A 24,014-nucleotide genomic window follows, 5' to 3' on the forward strand; every position below is an offset into this window, starting at 1 on the left:
AAAGATCGCCGGTATATCAATATGTTGACGGCTTCTGACGGTGTGCCAGGCGGCATTCTCTCCAAAATGTGATCAAGGCTGGGTCAGGACTCCTTCCGGTGCATTCCGCTTGAAGGCGATGCGGAGGCAGCGCTAAATCTGCGCTGAGGGGCATATGGGCAAAGGAGGGGCATTTGACCGGAACGGTTTGGGAGCGGCTTGAAGGTTTCCGCTGCACGCTGGGCGAGGGGCCGACTTATGACCGGCACACGGACACGGTCTGGTGGTTCGACATACCCGGCAGGGTGTTGTTTGAGCATTGCTTTACAGGCGGCGTAACGCGCCGGCATGGCTTGCCCGAACTCTCCAGCGCGCTCGCGCGGATCGACGGCGAGCGGCAATTGCTGGTGACGGAGAGCGGTCTTTACCTGCGCAGCATTGCCGATGGCAGTCTCAGCCTGCACATGCCGCTGGAGGCGGATCAGCCGCAGACACGCTCGAACGATGCCCGCGTGCATCCGTCAGGCGCCTTCTGGATCGGCACGATGGGCAAGGATGAGAAGGAAGGCGCGGGCTCGATCTACTGGTATCGCAAGGGCGCGCTGCGCCGCCTCTTTTCAGGCATCACGGTCAGCAACGCGATCTGCTTTTCGCCGGATGGCCGCCTGGGTTATTTCACGGACACGCCGACCCGGCAGATCATGCAGGTCGTGCTCGACGCTGGCACCGGTCTGCCCATTGGCGCGCCAACGCCATTCGGCGCACCTTTCGAGGACGGCATGCCCGATGGCGCGGTGGTGGATGCGCAGGGCAATCTCTTGGTGGCGTGCTGGGGAGGGCACGGGGTGCAGGTCTACGCGCCAGATGGCGCATTTCTTCGCAAGATCGCGCTGCCGGCCGCCCTGACCACCTGCCCGGCCTTTGTCGGGCCTGAGGCGGAGCGCCTTCTCGTGACATCGGCCTCGGTGAACATCGACCCTGAAAGCCCCGGCGCGGATGCGGCCGGGGGCGTGTTTCTTGTCGATCTGGGTATGCCGACGGGCAAGTTTGAACCCGACGTTCTGATCGGCTGACGCTGGTCTGACCGGCTGACGCCAGCGGGGGCTGAAGTTAGAGCATTCCCGCTTTTCCCGGAATCGCTTTAGTAGCCGCTGAGGCTTGGCAGCCAGGTCGACAGCGCCGGGATGAAGGTGAGCGACAGCAACACGATCAGATGCACGATCAGGAAGGGCGGCATCTCGCGGATCATGTCGCTGACCCGGATCTTCACCGCTGACGACACGACGAACAGCAACGCCCCGACAGGGGGCGTCAGAAGCCCCAGCGTCAGGTTGACGATCACCACGATGGCGAAGTGGATGGGGTCGATGCCCAGCGAATAGGCGATGGGGCTGAGGATCGGCACGAGTATCATGACGCCCGGAAGTGGGTCCATGAACAGGCCGAAAGCCAGGAGCAGCACGTTGACCGCCAGCAGGAACACGATGGGGCTGAGATCCCATGCCACGATGGTGGCCGCGATGCTCTGCGGGATGCCCTCGATGATGATGATCCAGGCGAAAGCGCGGGCCGCTGCCAGGATGAGCAGAATGGCGACGGTGACGAGCGCGGAGCGATAGATGATGTCCGGCAGGTCGCGAATCCGCAGCGAGCGGTAGACGAACATGCCGCACAGAAGGGCGTAGAACACGGCCACAACCGAGGCTTCGGTGGGGGTGAACATGCCGCTGCGAATGCCGCCGATGATCAGCACGATCAGGAAGATTGCGGGCAGTGCCTGAAAGCTGGTGCGCAGCATCTCGCGCGCGGAGGGGCGCGGGGCGCTGCTCTTGAAGCCACGCTTGCGGCAGACATACCAGTTGGTCGCGGCCATCGCGAGCGAGATCACGACGCCGGGAATGAGGCCCGCCATGAACAGGGCGATCACGGAAACCCGCTCGTCCTGCATGGCGTAGAGGATCATGATGATCGATGGCGGGATGATGGGGCCGACCACCGAGGCCGACGCCGTGAGGGCGCTGGCATAGGACTTGTCGTACCCGTCCTTCTCCATCATGCGGATCATCATTGCGCCGGGGCCGGCAGCATCGGCGAGCGCGGAGCCGGAGATGCCGGCGAACATGGTGGACGACACCACATTGGCGTAGCCCAGCCCGCCACGCAGATGGCCGACAAACTGCGAGGCGAAGCGCAGCAGGATCTGCGTCATCGCGCCGCTCGACATCAGCTCGGCCGCCAGAATGAAGAACGGCACCGCCATGAGCGGGAAACTGTCCAGCCCCGAGAACATCTCCTTGACGATGACGATCTGCGGATAGGTGCTGCCGAGGCTGATCGCGGCCCAGACGGCAAGCGCCAGCGCGAAGGCCACCGGCATGCCGATGATGAGAAGGAGGAAGAAGGATGCAAAGAGGATCAGCGCCACGGCCGTCTAGTCCCGGTTGGCTGCGATATGGGTGTCACCGCTCTCGGCGAGCGCGGCGGATGGGGTGTCGGTCTCGATGTCGACAAACCGGTTTTCCATCACGAAGGAGCGCGCGACCAGAAGCAGATGCACGATGAGCAGGCTGAAGCCGATCGGCATCGCGGCGTAGATGTAACGGAAGGAAACGCGGGTTGCCGGCGTGAGCTGAAAACGGGCGCGCTCCATGTAGTTCAGGCCCATCCAGATCATGAGCGAGAAGAAGGCCAGAAGCAGAAGCAGGATGAGGATGCGCACTGCGCGCTGGCCATACTTGCCGAGCATTTCCTGAAAATTGCTGATTGCCACATGGCCACCGGTGCGCAGGGCAAGGCCGGCGCCGATGAAGGTCATCCAGATCATCAGGTAGCGGGCGACTTCCTCGGACCAGGTGATCGAGTAATTCGTCAGGTAGCGCAGCGTAACATTGGCGAAGACGATGACCGCCATGGCGCCGAGAAGCAGCACCAGCGCCCACTTGTTGAGGGCAACAAAATATCGCTCGAACGTTTTCACCGATCTTCCCCGCCTGGCGGCCGGTTGCGCCGCAGCCCGTTGAACGGGCTTTGTTTAGCCCATCCCCACGAGCGGTGGGAACCGTCTGGCCCGAAAAATTACATTCTGAAACAGAATTCGGACGGCGACCACGGGGCCGCCGTCCGGACGTGATGGCGCGAAGCGCTTATTTCGTCGCGATGATCTGGTCGATCAGCGCCTTGTCATACTGTTCGTAGTACTGCTCATAGGCAGGCTGGACGGCCTGCTGGAAGGTGGCCTTCTGCTCGGCGGTGAGTTCGCCGACATCCATGCCTTCTTCCTTGAGCTGTGCGACGCCGGAGGTCTCGACATTGTCGACAAAGGCGCGCATCGCCTTTGCGGCTTCGGTCGCACCCGTCTGGAACGCCTGCTTGTCTTCGTCAGACATGCCTTCCCAGAGCTGCTTGGAGACGAGCAGCATGGCCGGCGAATAAACGTGGCCGGAGAGCGTCAGATACTTCTGGACCTCGGAGAGGTTGGTCGACGTGATGACGGAGAGCGGGTTCTCCTGGCCGTCGATCGTGCCCTGCTGGAGGGAGCTGATGACTTCCGGCCATGCCATTGGGGTCGGCGCTGCGCCGAGCGTCTCGAAGGCGGTGATGTGGATCGGGTTTTCCATCGTGCGCAGCTTCAGGCCGGCGACGTCTTCGGGCTTGCCGATCGTGTTGCGGTTGTTGGTGATGTGGCGGAAGCCCTGCTCGCCCCATGCAAGCGCAACCAGGCCGACATCATCGAACTTGGCCAGGATGTTCTGGCCGATTTCGCCGTCGAGCACGTCGCGTGCGTGGTTGAGATCACGGAACAGGAAGGGGATGTCAAACACGCCGGTCTCGGGCACGAAGTTGCTGAGCGTGCCGGAGGAGACGATGGTGGCTTCGATCGTGCCGATCTGCAGGCCTTCGATCACTTCGCGCTCACCGCCGAGGCCGGAGGAGGGGAAGTGACGGAAGGAATAGCGGCCATCGGTCTTGGCTTCGACTTCTTCCTGCCATTTGTCGGCGGCGACGCCGTAATGCGAGTTCGGCGCAAGCGCGTAGCCGAGCTTGATTTCCTGCTGAGCCTGCGCGGACTGCGCGCCAGCTAAAATGCCCAGTGCCGTAGCGAACGCTGCCGCAGACGCAAGATTTCTTGCGAAAAGTTTCATCACTCTCTCCCTTTATGGAATTTCATTGCGATTGTTTTCTCCCATTCGCCCAAAGGATCGGGCGTGTCAAACCCATTCGGTCCCCAATTATTCAATCTGACACTGTTCGCCGGGGCGGCGGGATTTGCGGAAATGGCCATGTCCCCCTTGCGATTGTCCGCGCCGCTGCATCGCCGGACCGAGCGCCGGCGGCGCTGTTCCGGGACCCGTCCTCAAGCGCCGTTTCAGGCGATGCGCCACCATCCGGGCAGAGGCTATGGGTGTTTGTGTGATATGAGAAATATATATATCGTATTGAATTAAGTTGCTTTGCAGATGAGAAGCGCATGGACATCCGCCAGATACGGCACTTTGTCAGCGTTGCCGAGGAACTGCATTTCGGTCGTGCCGCAGAACGTCTCGGCATTACCCAGCCACCTCTCAGCCAGAGCATTCAGGCGCTGGAGGCGGAGCTCGGCCTGCCGCTGTTCGAGCGCACGAGGCGCAGCGTGGCGCTGACGCCCGTGGCGCGCGAGTGGCTGCCGCATGCGCGGCGTGTGCTGGAGGAGGCCGGCGATTTGCCGCAGGTGGCGCAGCGTCTGTCGCGCGGCGAAATCGGCACGGTGCGGCTCTCCTTCATCAGTTTCGTCAGCTACAGTTTCCTGCCGGAGCTGGTCAGCCGCTTCAAGGCGCGGTTTCCCGAGGTGGAACTGGTTCTGAGCGAGGCCACGAGCGATGTGCAGATCGCCGAACTGCTCGACGGCACGCTGGATGCCGGCATCGTCATCACCCCGCCGCGCGGCGCGCTGCATTCGCCCCTGCGCTACCGCCCGGTGGAGAAGGACAGGCTGGTGGTCGCCGTGCCGGAGGAATGGGTGATCTCCGGTCGCGTGCGGCCCCGTGGCGGCAAGCTGGACTTTGCAGCCCTGCGTGATCTTCCGGTCATTCTCTTTCCCCGGCATGGCGCGCCGGTGCTGCACGATCTCGTGACCCGCTATTATGCGGAGCGGGGCGCTGCGCCGCTTCCGGGGCAGCAGGCCATGCAGATGCAGACCATCATCAATCTGGTCTCCGGCGGGCTTGGCGTCGCCTTCGTGCCGAGCACGATGCGGCGAATGGTGCGACCGGGTGTTGCCTATTTCCGGCTTGCCGGCGTGCAGCCTGAAATCGAAATCGGTTTTGCGTGGCGAGAGGCCGGTGCCGGCGCGGCGCTGCAGCATCTGGCGGAAATCGTGGCCGAGATGTTTCCGGCACAATGAGCTTGCAAAAGCCCCGCCCTTCCTCAAGATCGCGCGCATGAAACAGAATTCTTCCGACAATCGCATGGGCCTTGGGGGCCCTGGGGGCTTTCGGGGCTTCGGCCGACCGGTCTGGTTCGTTGCCGCGTGGTTCGTGCTGGCGCTCGCAACCATTGCCGCGATTGCCGCCAATGAGCGCTGGCGGCTGCTCTCGGAACTCGATGATGAGAGTGCGGCGCTGCATCGCCTTGCCTCGCAGCGGGCCGGTCAGCACGACGCGCACATGACGGCGCTCTCGGCGGTGGCGCTTGCCGGCGGTGAAAGCGGGTTCGATCTCTTTCTCGACGTGGCCAATGCGCTCCGCCGGTTCTATCCACGCATTGAGGCTGTCGATCTCGTGCCCGTGGATGAGGGCGGCAAAGGCGTGACGACCCGCGCCTCAGCCGATCCGGCGGTCGATGCGGCGATCCGCGCAGCGGTTCAGGCAACCGATGGGTCGCTGGTTCTGGGTCCAATGCCCGGCGGTGTGCCGGGGCACTATCTTCTGGTCAAGCGCAGCCCGAACAGCGATGCGGCGATCTATGGTCTGGGTCTTGAGATCGACGCGCAGGGACTTCTGGAGAGTGACCGCGATTTCTGGCAGACCGCTTCGGCAAGCCAGTCGCTTGTCTTTCCCGATGGCGCGCTTCTGATTGGCGATGAAATCGTCGGGCCACCCGCTTTCGAGAGAACGCTGGGCAGCGCCTCGCAGCCGCTTGTGCTGCGCACGGCAGTCACCCAGCACATGGCGGCGCTGTTCCCCATGTCGAAGATCGTTCCGGCGCTGATCGTGATGTCGGTGCTGTTCCTGGCCGGTCTGGCGTTGTGGCAGCAATGGGCCGGGCGCATGCAGGCGGAACGTGCAGCGAAGCTCTCTGCGCGCGAGACGCGGCTGGCCCATGCCTCGCGGGTCAATTCGCTGGGCGAGATGGCAAGCGGCATCGCCCATGAGCTGACCCAGCCGCTCACCGCCATTCTGACCCAGGCGCAGGCGGGCCGCCGCCTGCTTGGCAAGGGCGATACGCAGGCCGTGGCGTCCGTGCTGGACGAACTTGTCGCGCAGGCACGGCGCGGCGCGGACATTCTCTCGCATCTGCGCCAGTGGATCCGTCCGCCGCGCGGTGAGACCGGCATGACCGACCTGAATGCGGCCATCGGCGGCGTTGAGGCGCTCCTTGCGCCCGAGGCGCGCAAGCGTTCGGTGAAGCTGAAGCTGGACCTTGCCGATGAGGCGCTGGCCGTGCGCGCCGACCGGACGGAGCTCGAACAGGTGATTTTCAATCTCGTGCGCAACGCCTTTGAGGCGCTGGAAGAAACGCAGGACGGGCAGGTGAGCGTCACAAGCCGCCGCGAGGCGGGGCTCGCCATTCTGGACGTGTATGACAATGGGCCGGGCGTGGATGAAGCGCTGGCGGGGCAGGTGTTCGAGCCTTTCGTGACCGGCAAGGAGCAGGGCACCGGGCTTGGCCTCTCGCTCTCGCAACGCATCGTCGAGCGCATGAATGGCGAGATCGAGCTATTGCCCTCGCAAGGAGGCGCCCGCTTTCAGGTGCGCCTCCCTCTGGCGAGCCAACGGCACGAGATCAAGCACGATGACGGGAGGGTTTCGGCATGAGTGGCAGGCCGGTCTATCTGGTGGATGACGACGAAGCCGTGCGCCGCGCTCTGGTGCTGCTTTTGAGCACGGTCGACGTCGACGTGAAATCGTTTCCCGACCCGGAGAGTTTTCTGGCCGCGCTCGGCAAGCTGCCGCCCGGCTGTCTGATCTTCGACATTCGCATGCCCGTGATCTCGGGCCTGAAGCTTCAGGAGCGCCTGATCGCGCAGGGCATAGACTGGCCGACCGTGGTGATCAGCGGCCATGGTGATATCGAGGCCTGCCGCCGGGCTTTCCGCAATGGCGCGGTGGATTTTCTGAGCAAGCCCGTCGATGAGCAGGATCTGATCGACGCCATCCAGAAGGCGCAGGACATGCTGGACCGCTCTGAGCGGGAAGCGGCCGAACACGCCGAAACGGCGGATCTTCTGGCGAGCCTGACGGGCCGTGAAAGCGAGGTTCTGGAGCGCATTGCCGGCGGCTTCACCACCAAGGAGATTGCCGCTTCCATGGCCGTTTCGCCACGCACGGTGGAAAGCCACCGCGCTTCCATCGGCGCAAAGCTCGGCACGACATCGGCGGCGGAAATGACGCGGCTCTGGCTGCAGGCGAACAGGCATCCGTAGAACTACGGAGCCCCCCGCCAGCGCTACCGATGCGGTGGAGCGGGGCAGCTTGCTAGAAACGGATCATCCAAACCCAAGGAGTTCCCGATGATCCGTTCGATTGTTCTTTCCGCCTCGCTTCTGGCCGCGACCGCCGTTTCGGCTCAGGACCTGCCCACCGCTCCCTACCTGCCGCTCGACATGGCGCAGAAGGCTGCTCAGGCTGCACTCGACGCCTGTGCGGCTGAAGGTTACGCGGTGAGCGTTGCCGTGGTGGAGCGCAGCGGCGCAACCAAGGTTCTCGTGAAAGCCGACAATTCCGGCCCGCACACGACCGGCAGCAGCGTCGGCAAGGCCTTCACCTCCGCAAGCCTTGGCCGCGACACGGCTGGTCTGGCCAACTTCATCGGTGAGAACCCGCAGAATGACGGCCTGCGCGACATGGATTCCCGTCTGGTGATCCAGGCCGGTGGTCTGCCGGTGCGCATCGGTGGCGCTCTGGTGGCGGGCATCGGTGTCGGCGGCGCGCCTTCGGGCGACATTGACGCCACCTGCGCCCGCGCCGGTCTCGACGCAATCGGCGCCGAATAATCACCCCTACGGGTTGAACAGAAGAGGCGCGACCTTTCGGTCGCGCCTCTCTTCGTTTCTGCCATCTGATTTATTGATGGAGCATCGGAATGATCCGAAAACCGGACTCCATTTTTCGGTCCGATGCTCTGGCCTATTTGGGCAGTCGCACGGTGAGCGCCGGATTGTGCGGGAAGAAGTTGTAGGGTTTTAGCGTGATGCCCTTCCACATGGTCGACATGACCGGCCAGTCCTCCATCTGCGGCACATGATGGAACCCCATCGTGTACCAGGTCACGATGTCGGTGTTGTCGATGCTGCGGTCCTGCTTCACCCACTCGGCGAGCGTGTCCGACCCGTCGCTCTGGAAAGCGTATTCGCCGCCGGCATAGCGTTCGTTTGCCGCATAGGGCGTGTTCCAGAACGTGTAGTCGATATAGGCGTTGCGCTTTGCGGGCGGATCGTTCTCCGTGTCCAGCGGGCTGTAGGCGACGCTGTTCTGCGGCAGGATCATGTAGCCCGGCGCATGGCCGACGCCGATTTTCCGGCCCATGTTCATGATGTGATACATGGCCGGCGTTGCCGGGTTCACGCGATAGCGCGCTTCCATTTCGGTCTTCGGCATTGTCGCCTCGGTCACCCACATGGAGCGGCGCGGCACGCCATCTGGCATGTCGCCCTTCACGAGGCCGGTGCGCATGAAGACATTGTCCTGACCGTCAATGTCGAAATCGAGCCGGAAGTTGAAGAAGTGGTCGTGGTTGGGTGCAACCAGATTGGGCACGATCAGCGTGCCGTAGCGGGTTTCCTGTTCGGCGGTTGCGTCCTCCATGGAGGTAGAGGCAACGCCCTTCACCGCATCGAGGCCGGTTGCGCCGACCATCACGCGGATGCGCCCGTTCTGCTCGAACACATAGTCGATAAGATAGTCGTAATTGCCCACTTGTGAGGCGGAACGCACCACCAGCTCGCTTGCCGGGCGGCCTTCCGCAGGCACGGACTGTTCCTCGCTCTGGGCGAAGATCTCGTAATGCCGCCAGGCGGGGTCGCCGATATTGCGTTCGAAGATGCATAACGCATCCGGAATTTCGATCGGGTTGCCCAGATCGTCATGCACGGTGGCGGGCAGGAAGCGCGCATAGGCGGGGCAGTCCACGCCCGCGCGCAGCGGGCTCAGGAAGATGCCGAAACCATATTCGCCGCTGTCCATATAGGTGCGCCAGTACCAGCCTTCGTCCGGGTCCATATAGGGCACGAAGACTTCCGACAGATGGGCCTGATAGAGCACAGAGCGCCAGTCGTCGCGGTCATTGACCTCGATGTTGGACAGAACCACGCCGGGGCGCTTGTCGACGCGCCAGCGGAAGCGCCAGATGTCCCAGTTCACCATGCTGCCGTCGATGGTGAAATTGGGATCGCCTTCCTGGCGAAGCGTGGCGGGATTGCTTTCGGGCCGCAGCGCGCCCGTTCGCGCCTCGACCTCATCTTCCATGTAACCCCAGGCATCCTGCGGCACCGGCACGACGCCATTGTCGATCACCTCGACCACGGATTTGCCGGCGAGATCGACCACGGCGTAAAGCCCCTCGATGGGCTTGGCGTAGAAGTTGGAGCCGGTCGGATTGACGTAGCAGGGCACCTTCATCAGGCGCTGACCGGCTTCCGCCTCCATGTCGAACGAGCCGGCCGTGAGCGGCAGGCAGAACACGTCGCCGGGCTCCAGATCGCGCTTTGCGAGGGCGGCGACGAAGTTTTCGTCGGAAAGGGCCAGATCCATGGCCCCGATGAATTCTTCCAGAAGCACCATGTGCTGGCCGCCAATGGCGCCGAAATCGCTGATTTCTCCGGAAACGAGATTGACCTCGGCCTTGTAGGTCTCGTCGCCCGAGATGACATGGACGGTGGCGGCGCGTGGGCCTTCATCGCCTTCTTTCCAGGCAAGCACTTCGGCCTTTTCCGGTTCTTTCAGCTCGATCAGCGGAAAGCGGGCCTCGTCGGAAATCCGGTCATCGGATTTCATGATGGTGACGACCTCGGCGATCTCCTCTTTCGACAGGCCGTCCAGCGGGTGAGCCAGAGCGCCGCCGCATAAGGCGGTGAGCGCCATGGCCGCGCAGGTGGCGGATAAGTGTCTCTTCATCGTGTCTCCTCCTCTTGAAGCGTGCCGTTACATGATCAGGGTCTGGCCGACGGTGTTCTCCATCAGCCCTGCCTCGGCGAACTGCACGCCGACGCCGGATTGCTTGATGCCGCCAAAGGGGGCGTTGGGCTGGATCATGCCGTGCTTGTTGATCCATGCGGTGCCGCATTCGAGTTGCAGCGCCAGCGCCTTGGCGCGTTCGGTGTCCTGCGACCAGACGGAGCCGCCAAGCCCGTTCGGATTGTCGTTGGCCCGCGCAATCACGGCCTCCACATCCGTGTAGCGGATGACCGGCAGGACCGGGCCGAACTGCTCTTCATCGACAAGGCGCATGCCGTGTTCGGCATCGGCGACGATGGTGGCGGGATAGAAATAGCCCGGCCCGCCGGAGGGCGCGCCGCCAGTGAGAATGCGCGCGCCGGAAGCCCTTGCCTCCTCGACCAGCTCTTTCACGCGCTCGAACTGCATGACGTTCTGCACCGGGCCGAGCGCGACGCCATCCTGCCGTCCGTCGCCCATGGGAATGGCGGCGGCCAGCGCCGAGAGCGCATCGCAGACGGCGTCATAGATGCTGTCATGCACATAGAGCCGCTTGATGCAGGCGCAGGTCTGGCCGTTGTTGAGGAACGCGCCCCAGAAAAGCCCTTCGGCGACCGCCTGCGGATCGACATCGGGCAGCACGATGGCTGCATCATTGCCGCCGAGTTCAAGCGTCAGGCGCTTCACCGTTTCGGCGGCCGAGGCCATGATCTTGCGGCCGGTGCCGGTGGAGCCGGTGAACACCATCTTGTCGATGCCGGGATGGGCGGACATGGCCGCGCCGATTTCATCTGCGCCACACACGATGTTGACCACGCCGGCCGGCAGCACCTGATTGATGATCTCGACGAAGCGGATCGTGGCGAGCGGTGTGTTGGGCGAGGGCTTGATGACCACGCAATTGCCGGCGCGCACGGCGGGAATGATGTGCCAGGCGGCGATCAGCACGGGAAAGTTCCACGGTGTGATGGAGCCAACCACGCCGATGGGCTTGCGGTGCACCTCCACGCGGCCCTCATTGTTGTCCTGCAGGACGGAGACCGGCAGTTCGAGGCCTGCCGTGTGCCGGGTCCATGCGGCGGCAGCCCCGATTTCCCATTGCGAGCCGAAACCGCCAATGGGCTTGCCCTGCTCAGCCGTCAGAAGGGGCGCAAGCTCCGGGATCGCCTGTTCGAGCCGGTCTGCGATCTTCAGGCAGGCTACCTGACGGTCCGCATCGCTGGCAGCCGCCCATGCGGGAAAGGCTGCGCGGGCGGCGTCCACCGCCGCTTCGAGATCCTCAACCGTGCCAAGCGGCATCTGGCCGACCGGTGTTCCGGTTGCCGGATCAAGCACGGGCTGGCTTCCCGCGGTTGGCGCGGGGCGGCCATTGATGATGTTCTGGAACGCATCTGCGCCTGTGGCTGTCGCGGTGTCTGCCATCGTCTTCCTCCTCCGATAGCGCCGCCTTTCAGGCGGCATCAATCGGGCATAGTGGAAGCGGGCCGGCCACCGGTCTTGGACTATTGCGTCACGCTTTTGGCCGATGGCGTCGCCGCATGCAGGCGGTATTCGCCGGGCGGCACCCGGTAGCGGGCGCGGAACTGGCGGTTGAAATAGGACAGGTCGTTGAAGCCCGCGTCGAAAGCGATCGTCGAGATGCGGTCCGAGGTTCCCGCCGCCTCCTGCGCCATCAGCCGCTGGCACACATAGTCGAGCCGCGCGCCGATGAGACATTCCGACAGGGAGGAGCCGGCGGCCTGAAACCGGCGCTGCAGGGCGCGCAGGCTGACGCCCATGGCGGCTGCGACGTCTGCCGGCGTGCATTCCGGATCGCGGAAACGCTGCCGGATATAAGCCCGCGCCTTGGCCATGAGCAGTTCGTTGCTCGTCTCCGATGAGGGCAGGTCGCCTGCCTCCATGCCGCAGAGATAGGCCCCCATAAGGTTGAAGAAGGCCTCGCCGATGAAATGCTGCTGCGCGGCAGCTCCCTCGCCATCGACGATGCGGTCGATGGTGGCGCGCAGCGCCATGCCGATATCGGTGGAGCCGGGGATCGGACAGCCACCCAGCGCGCAGGTGCCAAAGCGATGGGCGAATTCGGCGCGGTTGAGGTGCACGGAATATTGCAGGCTGCCACTGTCGCCATAGAGGAAGCGGGAGGGATAGGCGGAGTCGATCATGATGAAGTCGCCGGGCGCAAGCCGTACATCGGCATCGCCCTGACGCATCACCGAATGGCCCGCCTTCTGCAGAACCAGAAACAGGTGCTCGGCGGAATCCTGCCTGATGCAGCGCCAGTCGCGGTTGATCCGGGCAGCACTGTTGCGCACCACGGCAACCGCCAGCGCTTGACGCTGTTTCAGTGTGATGATGCCGCGCATATCCCGTGCGCCGTCCGGCGGCGAAACCAGGAACTGCCCGCAAACATTGCGTACGCCAGCCTGGAAGGCGTCCAGCGGCGCCAGGCTGTTCGTCTCGTCAGACGGCATGTTTCTCCTCCCGCCGTCGCCTGCCATCGCATTGCGGGCAGGAAGCGGCGGGGGAAGCGTAGTCAGCTTTCAGCGGCTCGGCAAGGTGGGGTATGCACCGCCCCTGCCGTCCTCAGTTTTCCGCCGTGACGGTGTCTGCCTTGCGCGCCGAGACCTGGCGGACGAAAACCGGCGCGGCGATGATGGCGCCGGCCAGCGTGGCGTAGAGATCCGGCGCGACGAACAGGATGGCGGAGAGCGCGAGCAGCAGCCGCTCATAAACGCGCAGCGGCGCGAACAGCCAGCTTGAGAACGCCGCCGACAGCATCCAGATGCCGAGCATCGCGCCGATGGTCGCCAGGAAGAACTCGTTCCAGGTGAAGCTGTCTGTGACCAGCAGCATGGAGGGCGAGAAGACGAAGACGAACGGCACCAGCGCCTTGCCCATGCCGAGCCGGAAGGCGGTGTTGCCGGCCTTGAAGGCATTGGCCCCGGCAATGCCGGCCGCCGCATAGGCCGCCAGCGCCACCGGCGGGGTGATGTCTGCCAGAACGCCGAAATAGAACACGAAGAAATGCGCCACGATGGGCTCGACGCCGAGCAGGCTCAGAATGGGGGCCGCGACGGCGATCATGATCAGATAGTTCGCCGTGGTGGGGATGCCGCAGCCCATCAGAACGCAGACAATTGCGGTCATGATCAGGGTGAAGAGCAGGGTGAGCGTGCTCACGCTGAAGAGCTCGAACGGCAGGAAGGCGAGACTGTCGGCCACGCTCTGCGCCCAGCCGGCGGCAACGGATGTGACCATATAGGCGATCTTGAAGCCGACGCCGGTGAGCGTGACCACGCCGATGATGACACCGACAAGGGCTGCCGCCGCCGTGACGGAGAGCGAGTATTTCGCACCGACAACGAACCCGTCCCACGTTTCGCGCACGCTTTCGCGGATCGCGGTCTTGATGTCGTGGCGGATGAAATTCTGGATGACGAGCACCAGAAGACAGGCCGTGATGCCCCAGAAGGCGGCGAGATAGGGCGTTTTGCCCGACAGGAGAATGGCCACCAGCACGAAGAGCGGCAGCGTGGTGAGCCAGCCGGCCTTGAAGACGGTCCAGGCGACGGGCAGCTCATCCCTGGTGAGGCCGCGCAGGCCGCGACGGCGGGCTTCCAGATGCACCTGCACCAGAACGCCGAAGAAGTGCATGAAGGCGGGCACGAGGGCAGCGGTCAGAATGGTGGTGAGCGGCACGCCCAGATATTCGATCATCAGGAAGGCGACGGCGCCCATGACCGGCGGGGTGATCTGACCGCCGGTGGAGCTTGCCGCTTCCACGGCGGCTGCGAAATGGCGCGGATAGCCGATGCGGATCATCGCCGGGATCGTCAGCGAGCCGGTGGTCACCGTGTTGGCGATGGACGAGCCGGAGATCGAGCCGAGCATGGCGGAAGAAAGCACAGACACCTTGGCCGGGCCGCCGGAATAGCGTCCGGCAAGGGCCGAGGCGAGGTCGATGAAGAGCTGGCCGAGGCCGATGCGCGTCGCAAGAACGCCAAACAGCACGAAGTGGAACACATAGGTGGAGATGACGCCCAGCGCGGTTCCGTAAATCCCCTGGCTCGTCAGGTAGAGATGGTTGACGATGTTGCTCCAGCTCGCGCCCGGATGCGCCAGAATGCCTGGCATGGACTGACCGAAATAGGCATAGGCGATGAAGAGCAGGGCGATGACCGGCAGGGGCCAGCCCATGGCGCGGCGCGTGGCCTCAAGCAGCACGACGATAAGCACCGTGCCCATGAACACGTCGATGGGCAGGGGATCGCCGACACGGAAGGCGAGATCGTTGAAGATCCACGGCACATAGAGCGCCGCCACTGCGCCCGCGATGGCGAGAACCCAGTCGATGACCGGCATGCCGAGCGGGTAGAGCAGGCCCTTACGCGGCTCGCGCGGCTGGTTCCAGGCGGCGAAGAAAACGAAGATCAGCGCCAGCGTGAAGGCCAGATGCACGCCGCGATGCGTGGTCGCCTGCGGAATGCCGAAACCGGCCGTGTAATAGTGATAGCAGGAGAGGACGAACAGCGCGCCGCCGGCGATCCAGCCGAGCAGTTCGGGCAGGGGTCTGAAACGGACTTCCGGATCATAGCGCTCTTCGAGCGCCTTCATCTGTTCTTCGGTCAGCGCTTCCGCGCGTTCGGATTCAGATGGATGGGCCATCCTGCAAAGCCTCTCTGGAAATCACGTTTGGTGCGCGCGTCGACGCCTGAAAAGACGGACCCGGCCCGTGGTGACAGGCCGAGTCCGTTTGCGTTGGCGATGCTTGCCGGCAGGGCTTAGTCGCCCAGCACACCCGCTTCGCGGTAGAACTTCTCGGCGCCCGGATGCAGCGGGATGCCGACGCCGTCAAGCGCGGTGTCGAGCGTGATCTGGCGGCCCTTCAGGTGGCCGGCGTCCAGAAGCTTGCGGCTGTTGTCGTTCCACAGCGCCTTGGTGATCTCGTAGACCATCTCTTCGGGCTGGTCTGCGCTGGTGATCCACTGTGCGCCGACGGAAAGCGTGGTGACGTCTTCACCCACGCCCTCATAGGTGCCGGCAGGAACCGTGTTGGCGGCAAAGAAGCCATGCTCGCCCGTCACCTTGGCTGCTTCGTCGCCGGAGATGGAGACGAGCGTGATGTCGTGCTGGCTGGCGAGCTCGGCAATGGCGCCGGCGGGGAAACCGCCAACGAAGAAGAAGGCGTCCATTGCGCCGTCGCGCATGCGCTCGGCAGCCTGGTCGGGCTTCAGGTAATGGGCTTCAACGTCCTTCTCGGTGAGGCCGTAGGCATCGAGAATGATGCGGGCGTCAACCAGCGTGCCGGAGCCCGGCTCGTCGAGGGAGACGCGCTTGCCTGCCAGGTCATCGACGCTGTCGATGCCGCTGGACGCGCTGGCGACCAGGTGGATCGTCTCGGGATAGAGATTGGCGATGGCGCGCAGTTTTTCGACCGGATCACGCTCTTCCCAGATGCCCGTGCCGCTGTGCGCCCAGGTGGCGACATCCGACTGCGAGAAACCGGATTCCAGCGAACCGCCGGCAATGGCGTTCACATTGGCAACCGAACCATTGGCCGAAAGGGCGGTGGCGATCAGGCCGGGAACACCGCAGGAGCCGCCTTCCTCACAGGGGCGCGAGCCGGGCGGATTGGAGATGGCGTTGGCGATGAGGCCGCCGATCGGATAGTAGGTGCCGGCCGTGCCGCCGGTGCCGATGCGGAAAAACTGCGGCTGCTGGGCAAGCGCCACACCGCTCGCGGCGATGCCGCACAAGACTGCTCCAATAATCGCAAAACGCCGTCTGTTCACGGAAACCTCCCAAGAGATAAAAACAAGTAACGTAACGTGAGCTAGCATTCCTGCCGGTCAGCATCAATCTTTCAAGTGAGATGGTGGCAAGATACCATCACATTTATGCCTCAACTCTGTTATTCGGGTGCCTCGACAACGGAAAATCAGGCGCCCGGTAGATTAGCCAGCGCCGCTTGAAACGCTATTGGAGGCATCTTGGCCAAGTGCATTCACACCATGATCCGCGTTCTGGACGAGGCAAAATCGGTCGCTTTCTACAAGGAAGCGTTCGGCCTTAAGATTGCGGACCGTCTCGATTTCGACAGCTTCACGCTGGTCTATCTGAGCAATGCGGAGACCGGCTTCGAGGTCGAGCTCACCATCAACAAGGATCAGACCGAGCCCTATGATCTGGGCAATGGTTATGGGCATCTGGCGGTTGTCGTCGATGATCTCGATGCCGAGCACGCCCGTTTCAAGGCGGCCGGTCTTGCGCCGCGCGACATTGTCGCCTTCGAGCGCGAGGGCACGCTTCTGGCGCGTTTCTTCTTCGTGCAGGACCCGGACGACTACAAGATCGAAGTGCTGCAGAAGCACGGCCGCTTCCATTAACTGCCAGAGAAATTCCGGCAGAACCGGCAACCGGTTTTGCGTCCGGAGTTTCTCGAGATCAATGAAATGGAACGTTTCAGGCCCGTCGCACGACGAGGCTTGCATTGATGCCACCGAAGGCGAAGGAGTTGCAGAGCGCAGCGTCCATCGCCGCCGGCCGGCGTTCATTGGGCACGGGATCGAGCGGAATTTTCGGGTCGGCCCCGAGCCAGTTGATCGTGGGCGGCGCGATCTGTTCGCGCAGGGCAGCGACGGTGACGATCAGCTCAATTGCGCCAGCCGCACCGATGCAGTGCCCGTGAACGGGTTTGGTGGATGAGACCGGCAGGTCTTGAAGGCGTGCGCCAAACACGGTGCGCAGCGCCTCGGCTTCCGCAAGATCATTGTAGACCGTGCCCGTTCCATGGGCGTTCACATAACCGATGGCGTCGGGCGCGAGGCCGGCCGATTGCAGCGCTAGCTGCATGGCGCGGGCCGCGCCATCGGCATCGGGGCGCAGCATGTCGCGCGCATCGCTGGTGGTTCCATATCCGGCGAGCAGGGAGAGCGTTTCAGCGCCGCGCGCCCGCGCGCTTTCTTCAGCCTCAAGCACGAGAATGGCTGCGCCTTCGCCCAGCACCATGCCATCGCGGCGACGGGAAAAGGGGCGTGAAGCGACGGGCGTGAGAACGTGCAGCATTTCCCATGCGCGGAAAACGGCGGGCGTGAGCATGGCCTCCGATCCACCGACGATGACCCGGTCCAGCGCACCGGAACGGACTAGCTCGAAGCCGAGGCCGATGGCCTGGGCCGATGAAGCGCAGGCGGTGGAAATGGTCAGTGCGGGGCCGGTCATGCCGTATTTCATCGAAAGAAGCGAGGCGGCGGCATTGGGCATGACCTTGGGCACGCTCATCGGCTCGGCGTCCACATCCTTCACATAGAATGCGCGGGCGTTGCGATCCGTGCTGACAGCGCCGCCAGCACCAGTGCCCAGCACAATGCCGCAGCGCTGGCCGAAGGCTTCGCCCGGCAGGTTCGCCTGACCGAACGCTTCCCGTGCCGCCAGAAGCGCCATGGCTGCAAAGCGGTCCGTGGTCGTGTTGGTGTGTTCCGCGATGCGCGCGTCCGTCGCCTCATCCAGCGCCGCAGCGATGTTGACGCGCGCCTTTTCCCGCCCCGGCAGATCGACGGTGCGAACGGCGGAGCGCCCGGCCGCTGCCGCGTTCCAGAGCGTGTCCGCACCAATGCCCGCCGCCGTGACGGCGCCCATGCCGGTGATGGCAACCTGCCTTGTCATGTCAGCAGGCTTCGCTTGCGGCGGGTTCCGCCTGCGCCTGATGCTCCATGATCCGGCTGGTGAGGAGGCCAAGCAGCTGATCGAGCGTTTCGACATCGGCGAAATCGCTGTCGACGGCGACATAGAGGTCGAAAGTTTCCTCGATGCTCATCAGCACGAGAACGAGATCGTGCGAGGCGATGCCGATCGTGTCGAGTGTGGCTTCGGGAATGAGGCGCTCCGGCGCGATCTCGCCCTCGCGGGCGATGATCCGCGTCAGTTCTGCCCTGATGGCGGTGCCTGTGTGCGGTGGTTTGCTCATGGTGCCTCGCGGGTCGTCTCAGCCAAGACTGTCTCTGCCCCAGATCACGCCGCCATCGGCCACGATGTCGGAGCCTGTGACGAAGGCGGATGCATCGGAAGACAGGAAAAGCACGATCTCTGCGATGTCGCCCGGCTGGCCGAGATGCGGCAGCGCCTGACGGGAGACGAACACCTTGCCGAGCCCCTGCACGAAGCGCGCGCCGCGCGCCTCGCTTCCGGGAATGGCGGCGGCGTGAATGTCCGTCGACACGAAGCCCGGCGAGATCGAGTTCACGCGGATGCCATCCTTGCCGAATTCCGCCGCTGCGCAGCGCGTGAGGTGCTGGAGCGCGGCCTTGCTGACCGAATAGGCGACGGATGATGCGCCGACACGGTGCCCGGCGATGGAGGCCATGTTGACGATGCTGCCGCCGGCCGGGCGCATCAGCGGCGCAAGCGCGGACATGGTGAGCCATGGCGCGCGCAGATGGACGGCAAGCGTCTGATCAAGCGCCTCGGGCGTGGTGTCTTCGACGCCCTGCGGGCTGCCCAGGCTGCCTGCGTTGTTTACGAGGATGTCCAGTCTCTCGAAACGCTCGCGCACCGCTTTGGCGATGTGGTCGGCATGGTCCGGGGCAGCGGCGTCGGCGCGCAGAAAGGTTCCGCCCATGCGCTCCTGCGCCTGCCGGCCGCGGTCGGCATCGGTGCCGGTGAACAGCACGCTGGCCCCCGCCTCAAGCATGCGTTCGACCACAATGGCTCCGATGCCGCGCGTGCCGCCGGTGACGACGGCAAATTTGCCGTCGAGGTCGGCGAAGCTCGTCTTGTTGTCCGGCTTCATTCTGATGCGGGCCGGCTTGGGTATGCGTGTGGTTTCTGTGTGTGCATTGCGCGCGTCGAAGCCTGTTCAGAACTGATAGTTCAGGCCAATCGTGACGTTGGGCGCGTTTTCTTTGTAGCCCGAGGGGCAGGAAAACCCGCCGGTGCAGAAATCGTAATCCTTCTCATTGGAGAAGCTGTAGACGAAACGACCGTCGAGCGACCAGTTGTCGGCAAACATGTATTCGACGCCCGCGCCCACAACGCCGCTGAGATGCGTTGCGCTGGAAGACGTGCCCACGGGGTCTGTGACCTTGACCCGCGCGACGCCGAGGCCGAACAGGCCATAGGGCATCCACTGGCCATAGGCGCGGCCGATCTTCACGCCGGAATAGGCGGCCCAGCGCGGATCGACGTCATAGGTGCCGAAGATCGGCACGTCTGCGTCTTCCTGCGGCTTGAGAAGCGGAACATTGGCGAAGACGCCGAGCACCCAGTTCTGGTCGACGGCAAAATTATAGCCGACTTCCACACCGCCAACCGCACCGCTCAGGTCCAGATCGTCGCCGCAAATGCCGTTACAATAGGTGTTCTCGATATTGCCCCAGTGATAGCCCAGCCATGCGCCGGCATAGAAACCCTGCCACTTCTCGGCTGGCGCTTCACCCGCCGAGGGAAAGGTGTCGGCGGCGTGGACACTGGTTGCGCCGACGGCGAGCAAAAGCGCGGTCGCGATGGTCAGTCGTTTCATGTAACCCCCCGGGAACCCCCTTGAACATTTTCCGGAGCCTTATCAAAAAACGGCCATGCAGGGTGTCTCACGGCTGTGCGCAGGGTCTCAAACGACACAGATGAACCGGCTTATCTGTCGGTTTCCTGATGGCGCTCGCGGTAATCCGATGGGGTGAGGCCCGTCGCGGCGCGAAACGCGCGGGCGAAGGCGGCGGCGTCGGCATAGCCGCAGCCATGGGCGATCTGCTTCACCGGCGTGTCGGGGCGATTGACGAGCTGTGTCGATGCAAGGTCGATGCGGGCGTTTCTGATGGCGTCACCAACAGCCTGCCCATTGGCCGCGAAGACGCGGTAAAGGCGGGCCCGTGAGCAGCCAATCGCGTCGGCGATTGCGGCTGCGGTGAGGTCGAGCTGGCTGGTTCTGGCGCGGATGTGGCGCAGCGCTGCGGTGAAGATCGCGCCGTCATGGGGCCTGTCCGGTTTCGTTTCCAGCGCATCGCGTGTCTGGGAGAGTGCGCCCAGCGCGAGATCGGTGGCGACCTTCAGCGCCAGTTCGGCAGAGCGTCTGTCCATGCCGTCGCCCTCACGGGCGATCATCTGCAAATGGGCTTCCAGAATGCGCGACAGGCCGCTTTGCGGAAGAAAGGCGAGGCCGTCTTTCAGGACGCCCGTTTCCTCTCCGGCAATGGCGGCAACCATGTCGCGCGGTAGCGTCATCCAGAGCGTGGCGTGTCCGTAGGTTTTCGTCCGGAAGGGCTTTGTGCCGTCCAGCGCGAGAAGGCCGGATGCGGCGTCGATCACATGCCGGCGGTCGCCGGAGAGCTCAAGCTCCGCGCGGCCTGAAAGCGTGAGGTTGAGCAGCACGAAATCGCTTTCCGGCCTGGCGAAACGCGCATGGGTGTTGTCATTCGCGCCGAAACCGAACACGCACCCGTCCGGCGCCTGGTAGCGCATCAGCTTGGCCTTGAACTGGCGAATGCGGCTCTTGTCCGAAATGTCGAGCTCGATAAGGGGAAACAGGCTGCGCCAGAATTCGAAGCGCTGGTCGGGTCTCTGGTCGAGGGTGGAGACGCTCGCAAAGGCGCTGCCGGGTGGTTGGTCGCCGGTTTCCTGCTCCCCTGTCATGCGCGTTCCCCCTGTCGGTAGTGTTGCCTGAAGCCGACTACCTTGTTTCCCCTAGGAAAGGTGGAGGAGGGGCGGGTGTCAAGGGTGCGGACTTTGCATGATTTCCGGGCTTTGTAGAGTTTTCTTTCTGTTTATGTGTTTACAGAAAACGTGCGAAAAATACATGCGGTTTCATCATATTTCTCTCTCTGGAAAATAGAGAATCCGCATTTTTCAAAGATCGTCTGTCGAAAAGCGCAAATTGTGCTTCCTCATGGTTCCAATCCGCTGCTAGCCTGCTTTGCCAATTAATAAAACTACGAGGATGCAATGAGATTGTCGGTTACGTATGCGTTGGCTGCGGCCTTGGCTATGGCGAGTGCGCCGCAGGCTCTGGCTGCGCCGCTTACGGAGGAACAGCGTGCGGAACTGGCCGGGCTGGTGCAGGACTACAGCCCGCGCATGAACGAGATCGCGACCCAGATGTGGGCCAATCCCGAGCTGGGATATCTGGAGGAGGAAACTTCAGGTCTGCTGATCGCGGAACTGGAAGAGGCCGGTTTCGAAGTGGAGCGCAATGTCGGCGGCATTCCGACGGCTTTCATCGCCCGCAGCGGGTCCGATAGCGGTCCGGTGATCGCCATTCTGGCGGAGATGGATGCGCTGCCGGGCATGTCGCAGGCGGCGGTGCCGCATGAGGAAGAGGCCGAGGGCGTTGAAAGCGGGCATGCCTGCGGCCATCATTTGTTCGGCGCGGGCTCGGTTGCAGCCGCCATCGCGGTTTCCAAATGGCTCAAGGAAAACGGTGTCGAAGGCCAGGTCCGGCTCTATGGCACGCCGGCTGAGGAAGGCGGTTCGGGCAAGGTCTACATGGTGCGCGACGGTCTGTTTGACGATGTCGACGTGACGCTGCACTGGCACCCCTCCAGCACCAACCGCGCAGGGCAGGGCCGTTCGCTCGCCAATGTCAGCGCCAAGATCCGCTTCGAGGGCGAGTCCGCCCATGCGGCCATGTATCCCGAGCGCGGTCGTTCCGCACTCGACGGTGTCGAGGCCATGCATCACATGATCAACATGATGCGCGAGCACGTGCCGCAGGAAACCCGCATCCACTATGTGATCACCAATGGCGGCGCGGCCCCGAACGTGGTTCCGAATTCGGCGGAAAGCTATCTCTATGTGCGCCATCCCGATCCTGCCGTTGTGGCCGATGTGTTCGAGCGCATTCAGAAGGCTGCCGAAGGCGCGGCACTGGGCACGGGCACCGAGTTCTCCGTCGAGCGGGTCGGCGGCGTCTATTCGGTTCTTCCCAATGACGTGCTCGGCAAACTGATGGACCGCAATCTGCTCGCTGCCGCTCCGATCGAGTGGGACGCGGAGGAAACCGACTTCGCCACGAAGCTCCAGACCACGCTGCGCAAGAAGCCGGCCCTGAGCTCGGTGGCGGATGTGCAGGACTATTCGTTCGGCGGTCAGGGCTATTATTCCACCGATGTGGGCGATGTGAGCTGGGTCTCGCCGACCGTGGGCCTTGGAACGGCAACCTGGGTGCCGGGAACGGCCACGCATAGCTGGCAGGCCGTTGCGGCGGGTGGCATGTCCATCGGCCACAAGGGCACGCGCCTTGCCGCCGAAACGCTGGCGACGGCGGCGGCTGAACTGTTCCAGTCTCCCGACGTGATCGAGGCCGCGAAGGTCGAGTTCGAAAACGCGCGTGGCGAAGAATTCAGCTATTCGGCCCTGATCGGCGACCGTGAGCCGCCGCTGGATTACCGTCTGTCCAACTGATTGTCGGACACAATGCGTCGGCCCCACTCCCTCTTGTGGGGCCGACACACCGGCGCGACCTGAAAGGCCGGCTCAGGAGAGCCAGTTGAGATAGGGATCGACGCCGCCATTGCGGGCCGCGTGATAATCGTCGGGCCGTTCTTCCAGATCACCTGCTTCCGCACAGACCTTTGCCAGAATTTCTGCGGCGACTTCGGCCTGTCCCGGTTTCAGATTGCACGGATCGAGCTGGAAATAGCCAAGCTCCACCTCATGATTGCGCACGATGAGGCGCGGTTCCTGCTCGCCGAGCGCGCGGGCGATTGTCGCTGCGCTTGTGCCAAGCTTCTGCGCATCGATATGGACCTGAAGACGCTCCAGCGGATTGCCAGTGGGGTCCGGCACGATCACCGGGTTGATGCCGGCGAAGGCGGAGAGCGTTTTCTGCCAGAGCTCCAGCGCGGCGCGCTCCTGCCGGCGGATGCCCTCATGATCGCGCTTCTGCCATTGCCTCAGAGCGGCGATGGCGCCGGCGATGCTTTCCTTGCCGACCTTCATGCCGCGCCCGATGCCGATGTTCTGAAGATAGGCGGCGCGCACCAGATCGCGCCGTCCGGCGATGAGGCCGGATGTGGGGCCGCCGAGGAATTTGTGGCCGGAGTAAATCACGATATCCGCCCCCTGATCGATGAACCCGGTGAGGTCGTATTCCGAAGCGGCGTCGACGATGACGGGAACATTGGCGCGGTGGCAGATCTCCACAAAACGGGCGAAGGGGATCTGCCCGTAATGGACCACATGGTGCGACACCACATAGAGGGCTGCCGCCGTCTTTTCGCTCAGCGCGCTTTCAAGCTGGTAGTCCATCACATGGGTAGACTGGCCGATTGGGCGCACGGTTGCGCCGGTCAGGTCCACGGCCTGCGAGACGGGCGCGCCATAGCCGCAGAGATGACCAAGCTGGACGACCACTTCATTTTTCTCGCCGGGATTTTTTGGCAGAGCCTCCACGCGGCCCGGGTTCAGGCCGGTCATGCTGGCTGCGATCGCAAGCGAGATGCCGGCACTCGCCGATGCCGTGACGCAGCCGGCTTCCGCGCCCGTCAGGTCGCAGATGGCGCGGCTGGCGTGCGCCTGCAGCTCATGCATGTTGACGAATTCGCCCATGATGGCCGCCGTCTCTTCCTGCACGGCGGGGCTGGTGATCGAGCCGCCCAGGCTCGTCATGGTTCCCGATAGATTGATCAGCCGGGAGCAATCATGGGTGTCGTGCCAGGACCACATGCCGTTTGTTTCGCCTGCCATTTTCAAAAGTCC

21 protein-coding genes are annotated in these 24,014 nt (G+C 63.6%); 7 read left to right on the forward strand and 14 right to left on the reverse strand.

Annotated elements, in window-relative coordinates; all coding sequences use genetic code 11:
• Nucleotides 1–173: 173 nt before the first annotated feature.
• On the forward strand, nt 174–1,052 hold the full coding sequence (locus tag NDI72_RS06570) for an SMP-30/gluconolactonase/LRE family protein (RefSeq protein ID WP_283799982.1): 879 nt from the start codon (nt 174–176) through the stop codon (nt 1,050–1,052).
• Between the two features lie 68 nt (nt 1,053–1,120).
• Here NDI72_RS06570 and NDI72_RS06575 read toward each other — a convergent pair whose 3' ends face one another.
• From NDI72_RS06575 to NDI72_RS06585, 3 genes are all read right to left on the reverse strand, one after another.
• Complete coding sequence (locus NDI72_RS06575; RefSeq protein ID WP_113153208.1) at nt 1,121–2,404, reverse strand: TRAP transporter large permease; 1,284 nt, start codon at nt 2,402–2,404, stop codon at nt 1,121–1,123.
• Between the two features lie 6 nt (nt 2,405–2,410).
• A complete protein-coding gene (locus NDI72_RS06580) occupies nt 2,411–2,956 on the reverse strand; it encodes a TRAP transporter small permease (RefSeq protein ID WP_206553887.1) in 546 nt (181 codons plus the stop codon).
• A 166-nt stretch (nt 2,957–3,122) separates the two neighbouring features.
• A complete protein-coding gene (locus NDI72_RS06585) occupies nt 3,123–4,121 on the reverse strand; it encodes a TRAP transporter substrate-binding protein (protein WP_283799983.1) in 999 nt (332 codons plus the stop codon).
• 326 nt (nt 4,122–4,447) lie between these two features.
• Here NDI72_RS06585 and NDI72_RS06590 point away from each other — a divergent pair, with 326 nt between their 5' ends.
• From NDI72_RS06590 to NDI72_RS06605, 4 genes are all read left to right on the forward strand, one after another.
• Nucleotides 4,448–5,359, forward strand: a complete 912-nt coding sequence (locus NDI72_RS06590) for a LysR family transcriptional regulator (protein WP_283799984.1) — start codon at nt 4,448–4,450, stop codon at nt 5,357–5,359.
• A gap of 37 nt (nt 5,360–5,396) precedes the next feature.
• Nucleotides 5,397–6,992 carry a sensor histidine kinase gene (locus tag NDI72_RS06595; RefSeq protein ID WP_283799985.1) on the forward strand — a complete coding sequence of 532 codons (1,596 nt, stop codon included), beginning with the start codon at nt 5,397–5,399 and terminating at the stop codon, nt 6,990–6,992.
• A complete protein-coding gene (locus NDI72_RS06600; RefSeq protein WP_113153204.1) occupies nt 6,989–7,600 on the forward strand; it encodes a response regulator transcription factor in 612 nt (203 codons plus the stop codon). The genes NDI72_RS06595 and NDI72_RS06600 overlap by 4 nt, the downstream gene beginning before the upstream one ends.
• An 87-nt stretch (nt 7,601–7,687) precedes the next feature.
• A complete protein-coding gene (locus tag NDI72_RS06605; protein ID WP_090328370.1) occupies nt 7,688–8,170 on the forward strand; it encodes a GlcG/HbpS family heme-binding protein in 483 nt (160 codons plus the stop codon).
• Nucleotides 8,171–8,303: 133 nt separating this feature from the next.
• On the opposite strand, the gene NDI72_RS06610 is transcribed toward NDI72_RS06605, so the two are convergent.
• The 5 genes from NDI72_RS06610 to NDI72_RS06630 all read right to left on the reverse strand — a co-directional run bounded on the left by NDI72_RS06610 (nt 8,304) and on the right by NDI72_RS06630 (nt 16,120).
• A complete protein-coding gene (locus NDI72_RS06610) occupies nt 8,304–10,289 on the reverse strand; it encodes a copper amine oxidase (protein ID WP_283799986.1) in 1,986 nt (661 codons plus the stop codon).
• 27 nt (nt 10,290–10,316) lie between these two features.
• Complete coding sequence (locus tag NDI72_RS06615; protein WP_283799987.1) at nt 10,317–11,750, reverse strand: aldehyde dehydrogenase family protein; 1,434 nt, start codon at nt 11,748–11,750, stop codon at nt 10,317–10,319.
• A gap of 80 nt (nt 11,751–11,830) precedes the next feature.
• On the reverse strand, nt 11,831–12,799 hold the full coding sequence (locus tag NDI72_RS06620) for a helix-turn-helix domain-containing protein (protein ID WP_206546158.1): 969 nt from the start codon (nt 12,797–12,799) through the stop codon (nt 11,831–11,833).
• A gap of 112 nt (nt 12,800–12,911) precedes the next feature.
• A complete protein-coding gene (locus tag NDI72_RS06625) occupies nt 12,912–14,993 on the reverse strand; it encodes a TRAP transporter permease (protein ID WP_283799988.1) in 2,082 nt (693 codons plus the stop codon).
• A 116-nt stretch (nt 14,994–15,109) separates the two neighbouring features.
• Nucleotides 15,110–16,120 (reverse strand): TAXI family TRAP transporter solute-binding subunit, encoded by a 1,011-nt coding sequence (locus tag NDI72_RS06630; protein WP_206546160.1) that lies wholly within the window; start codon nt 16,118–16,120, stop codon nt 15,110–15,112.
• Nucleotides 16,121–16,318: 198 nt separating this feature from the next.
• Between NDI72_RS06630 and NDI72_RS06635 the strand changes: the two genes are divergently transcribed.
• Nucleotides 16,319–16,714 carry a VOC family protein gene (locus tag NDI72_RS06635; protein ID WP_283799989.1) on the forward strand — a complete coding sequence of 132 codons (396 nt, stop codon included), beginning with the start codon at nt 16,319–16,321 and terminating at the stop codon, nt 16,712–16,714.
• A 76-nt stretch (nt 16,715–16,790) separates the two neighbouring features.
• Here the strand turns inward: NDI72_RS06635 and NDI72_RS06640 are convergent, their stop codons facing one another.
• The 5 genes from NDI72_RS06640 to NDI72_RS06660 form a co-directional block, all read right to left on the reverse strand.
• On the reverse strand, nt 16,791–17,993 hold the full coding sequence (locus tag NDI72_RS06640) for a beta-ketoacyl-[acyl-carrier-protein] synthase family protein (RefSeq protein ID WP_283799990.1): 1,203 nt from the start codon (nt 17,991–17,993) through the stop codon (nt 16,791–16,793).
• 1 nt (nt 17,994) lies between these two features.
• Entirely contained in the window at nt 17,995–18,294 is a 300-nt protein-coding gene (locus NDI72_RS06645; protein ID WP_113153197.1) for a hypothetical protein, read from the reverse strand.
• Between the two features lie 18 nt (nt 18,295–18,312).
• Complete coding sequence (locus NDI72_RS06650; protein ID WP_283799991.1) at nt 18,313–19,116, reverse strand: SDR family NAD(P)-dependent oxidoreductase; 804 nt, start codon at nt 19,114–19,116, stop codon at nt 18,313–18,315.
• A 66-nt stretch (nt 19,117–19,182) separates the two neighbouring features.
• Nucleotides 19,183–19,845, reverse strand: a complete 663-nt coding sequence (locus NDI72_RS06655) for an outer membrane protein (protein WP_283799992.1) — start codon at nt 19,843–19,845, stop codon at nt 19,183–19,185.
• Nucleotides 19,846–19,955: 110 nt separating this feature from the next.
• Nucleotides 19,956–20,951, reverse strand: coding sequence for a helix-turn-helix domain-containing protein (locus tag NDI72_RS06660; RefSeq protein ID WP_283799993.1), 996 nt, complete (start codon nt 20,949–20,951; stop codon nt 19,956–19,958).
• A 351-nt stretch (nt 20,952–21,302) separates the two neighbouring features.
• Between NDI72_RS06660 and NDI72_RS06665 the strand changes: the two genes are divergently transcribed.
• The gene (locus NDI72_RS06665) at nt 21,303–22,718 is read left to right on the forward strand and encodes an amidohydrolase (RefSeq protein WP_283800040.1); all 1,416 of its coding nucleotides are present in this window, start codon (nt 21,303–21,305) and stop codon (nt 22,716–22,718) included.
• Nucleotides 22,719–22,790: 72 nt separating this feature from the next.
• Here the strand turns inward: NDI72_RS06665 and NDI72_RS06670 are convergent, their stop codons facing one another.
• Nucleotides 22,791–24,002, reverse strand: coding sequence for an aminotransferase class V-fold PLP-dependent enzyme (locus NDI72_RS06670; protein WP_283799994.1), 1,212 nt, complete (start codon nt 24,000–24,002; stop codon nt 22,791–22,793).
• Nucleotides 24,003–24,014 lie beyond the last annotated feature (12 nt).

The sequence above is a fragment of the Nitratireductor sp. GZWM139 genome, from assembly GCF_030068685.1.
Classification (GTDB): domain Bacteria; phylum Pseudomonadota; class Alphaproteobacteria; order Rhizobiales; family Rhizobiaceae; genus Nitratireductor; species Nitratireductor aquimarinus.

Excerpts from the sequence above, each read along its gene's own strand:
- NDI72_RS06585 (WP_283799983.1), bottom strand. The coding sequence starts at position 4,121 with ATGAAACTTTTCGCAAGAAATCTTGCGTCTGCGGCAGCGTTCGCTACG.
- NDI72_RS06590 (WP_283799984.1), top strand. The coding sequence starts at position 4,448 with ATGGACATCCGCCAGATACGGCACTTTGTCAGCGTTGCCGAGGAACTG.
- NDI72_RS06595 (WP_283799985.1), top strand. The coding sequence starts at position 5,397 with ATGAAACAGAATTCTTCCGACAATCGCATGGGCCTTGGGGGCCCTGGG.
- NDI72_RS06600 (WP_113153204.1), top strand. The coding sequence starts at position 6,989 with ATGAGTGGCAGGCCGGTCTATCTGGTGGATGACGACGAAGCCGTGCGC.
- NDI72_RS06605 (WP_090328370.1), top strand. The coding sequence starts at position 7,688 with ATGATCCGTTCGATTGTTCTTTCCGCCTCGCTTCTGGCCGCGACCGCC.
- NDI72_RS06610 (WP_283799986.1), bottom strand. The coding sequence starts at position 10,289 with ATGAAGAGACACTTATCCGCCACCTGCGCGGCCATGGCGCTCACCGCC.
- NDI72_RS06615 (WP_283799987.1), bottom strand. The coding sequence starts at position 11,750 with ATGGCAGACACCGCGACAGCCACAGGCGCAGATGCGTTCCAGAACATC.
- NDI72_RS06620 (WP_206546158.1), bottom strand. The coding sequence starts at position 12,799 with ATGCCGTCTGACGAGACGAACAGCCTGGCGCCGCTGGACGCCTTCCAG.
- NDI72_RS06625 (WP_283799988.1), bottom strand. The coding sequence starts at position 14,993 with ATGGCCCATCCATCTGAATCCGAACGCGCGGAAGCGCTGACCGAAGAA.
- NDI72_RS06640 (WP_283799990.1), bottom strand. The coding sequence starts at position 17,993 with ATGACAAGGCAGGTTGCCATCACCGGCATGGGCGCCGTCACGGCGGCG.
- NDI72_RS06645 (WP_113153197.1), bottom strand. The coding sequence starts at position 18,294 with ATGAGCAAACCACCGCACACAGGCACCGCCATCAGGGCAGAACTGACG.
- NDI72_RS06650 (WP_283799991.1), bottom strand. The coding sequence starts at position 19,116 with ATGAAGCCGGACAACAAGACGAGCTTCGCCGACCTCGACGGCAAATTT.
- NDI72_RS06655 (WP_283799992.1), bottom strand. The coding sequence starts at position 19,845 with ATGAAACGACTGACCATCGCGACCGCGCTTTTGCTCGCCGTCGGCGCA.
- NDI72_RS06660 (WP_283799993.1), bottom strand. The coding sequence starts at position 20,951 with ATGACAGGGGAGCAGGAAACCGGCGACCAACCACCCGGCAGCGCCTTT.
- NDI72_RS06665 (WP_283800040.1), top strand. The coding sequence starts at position 21,303 with ATGGCGAGTGCGCCGCAGGCTCTGGCTGCGCCGCTTACGGAGGAACAG.
- NDI72_RS06670 (WP_283799994.1), bottom strand. The coding sequence starts at position 24,002 with ATGGCAGGCGAAACAAACGGCATGTGGTCCTGGCACGACACCCATGAT.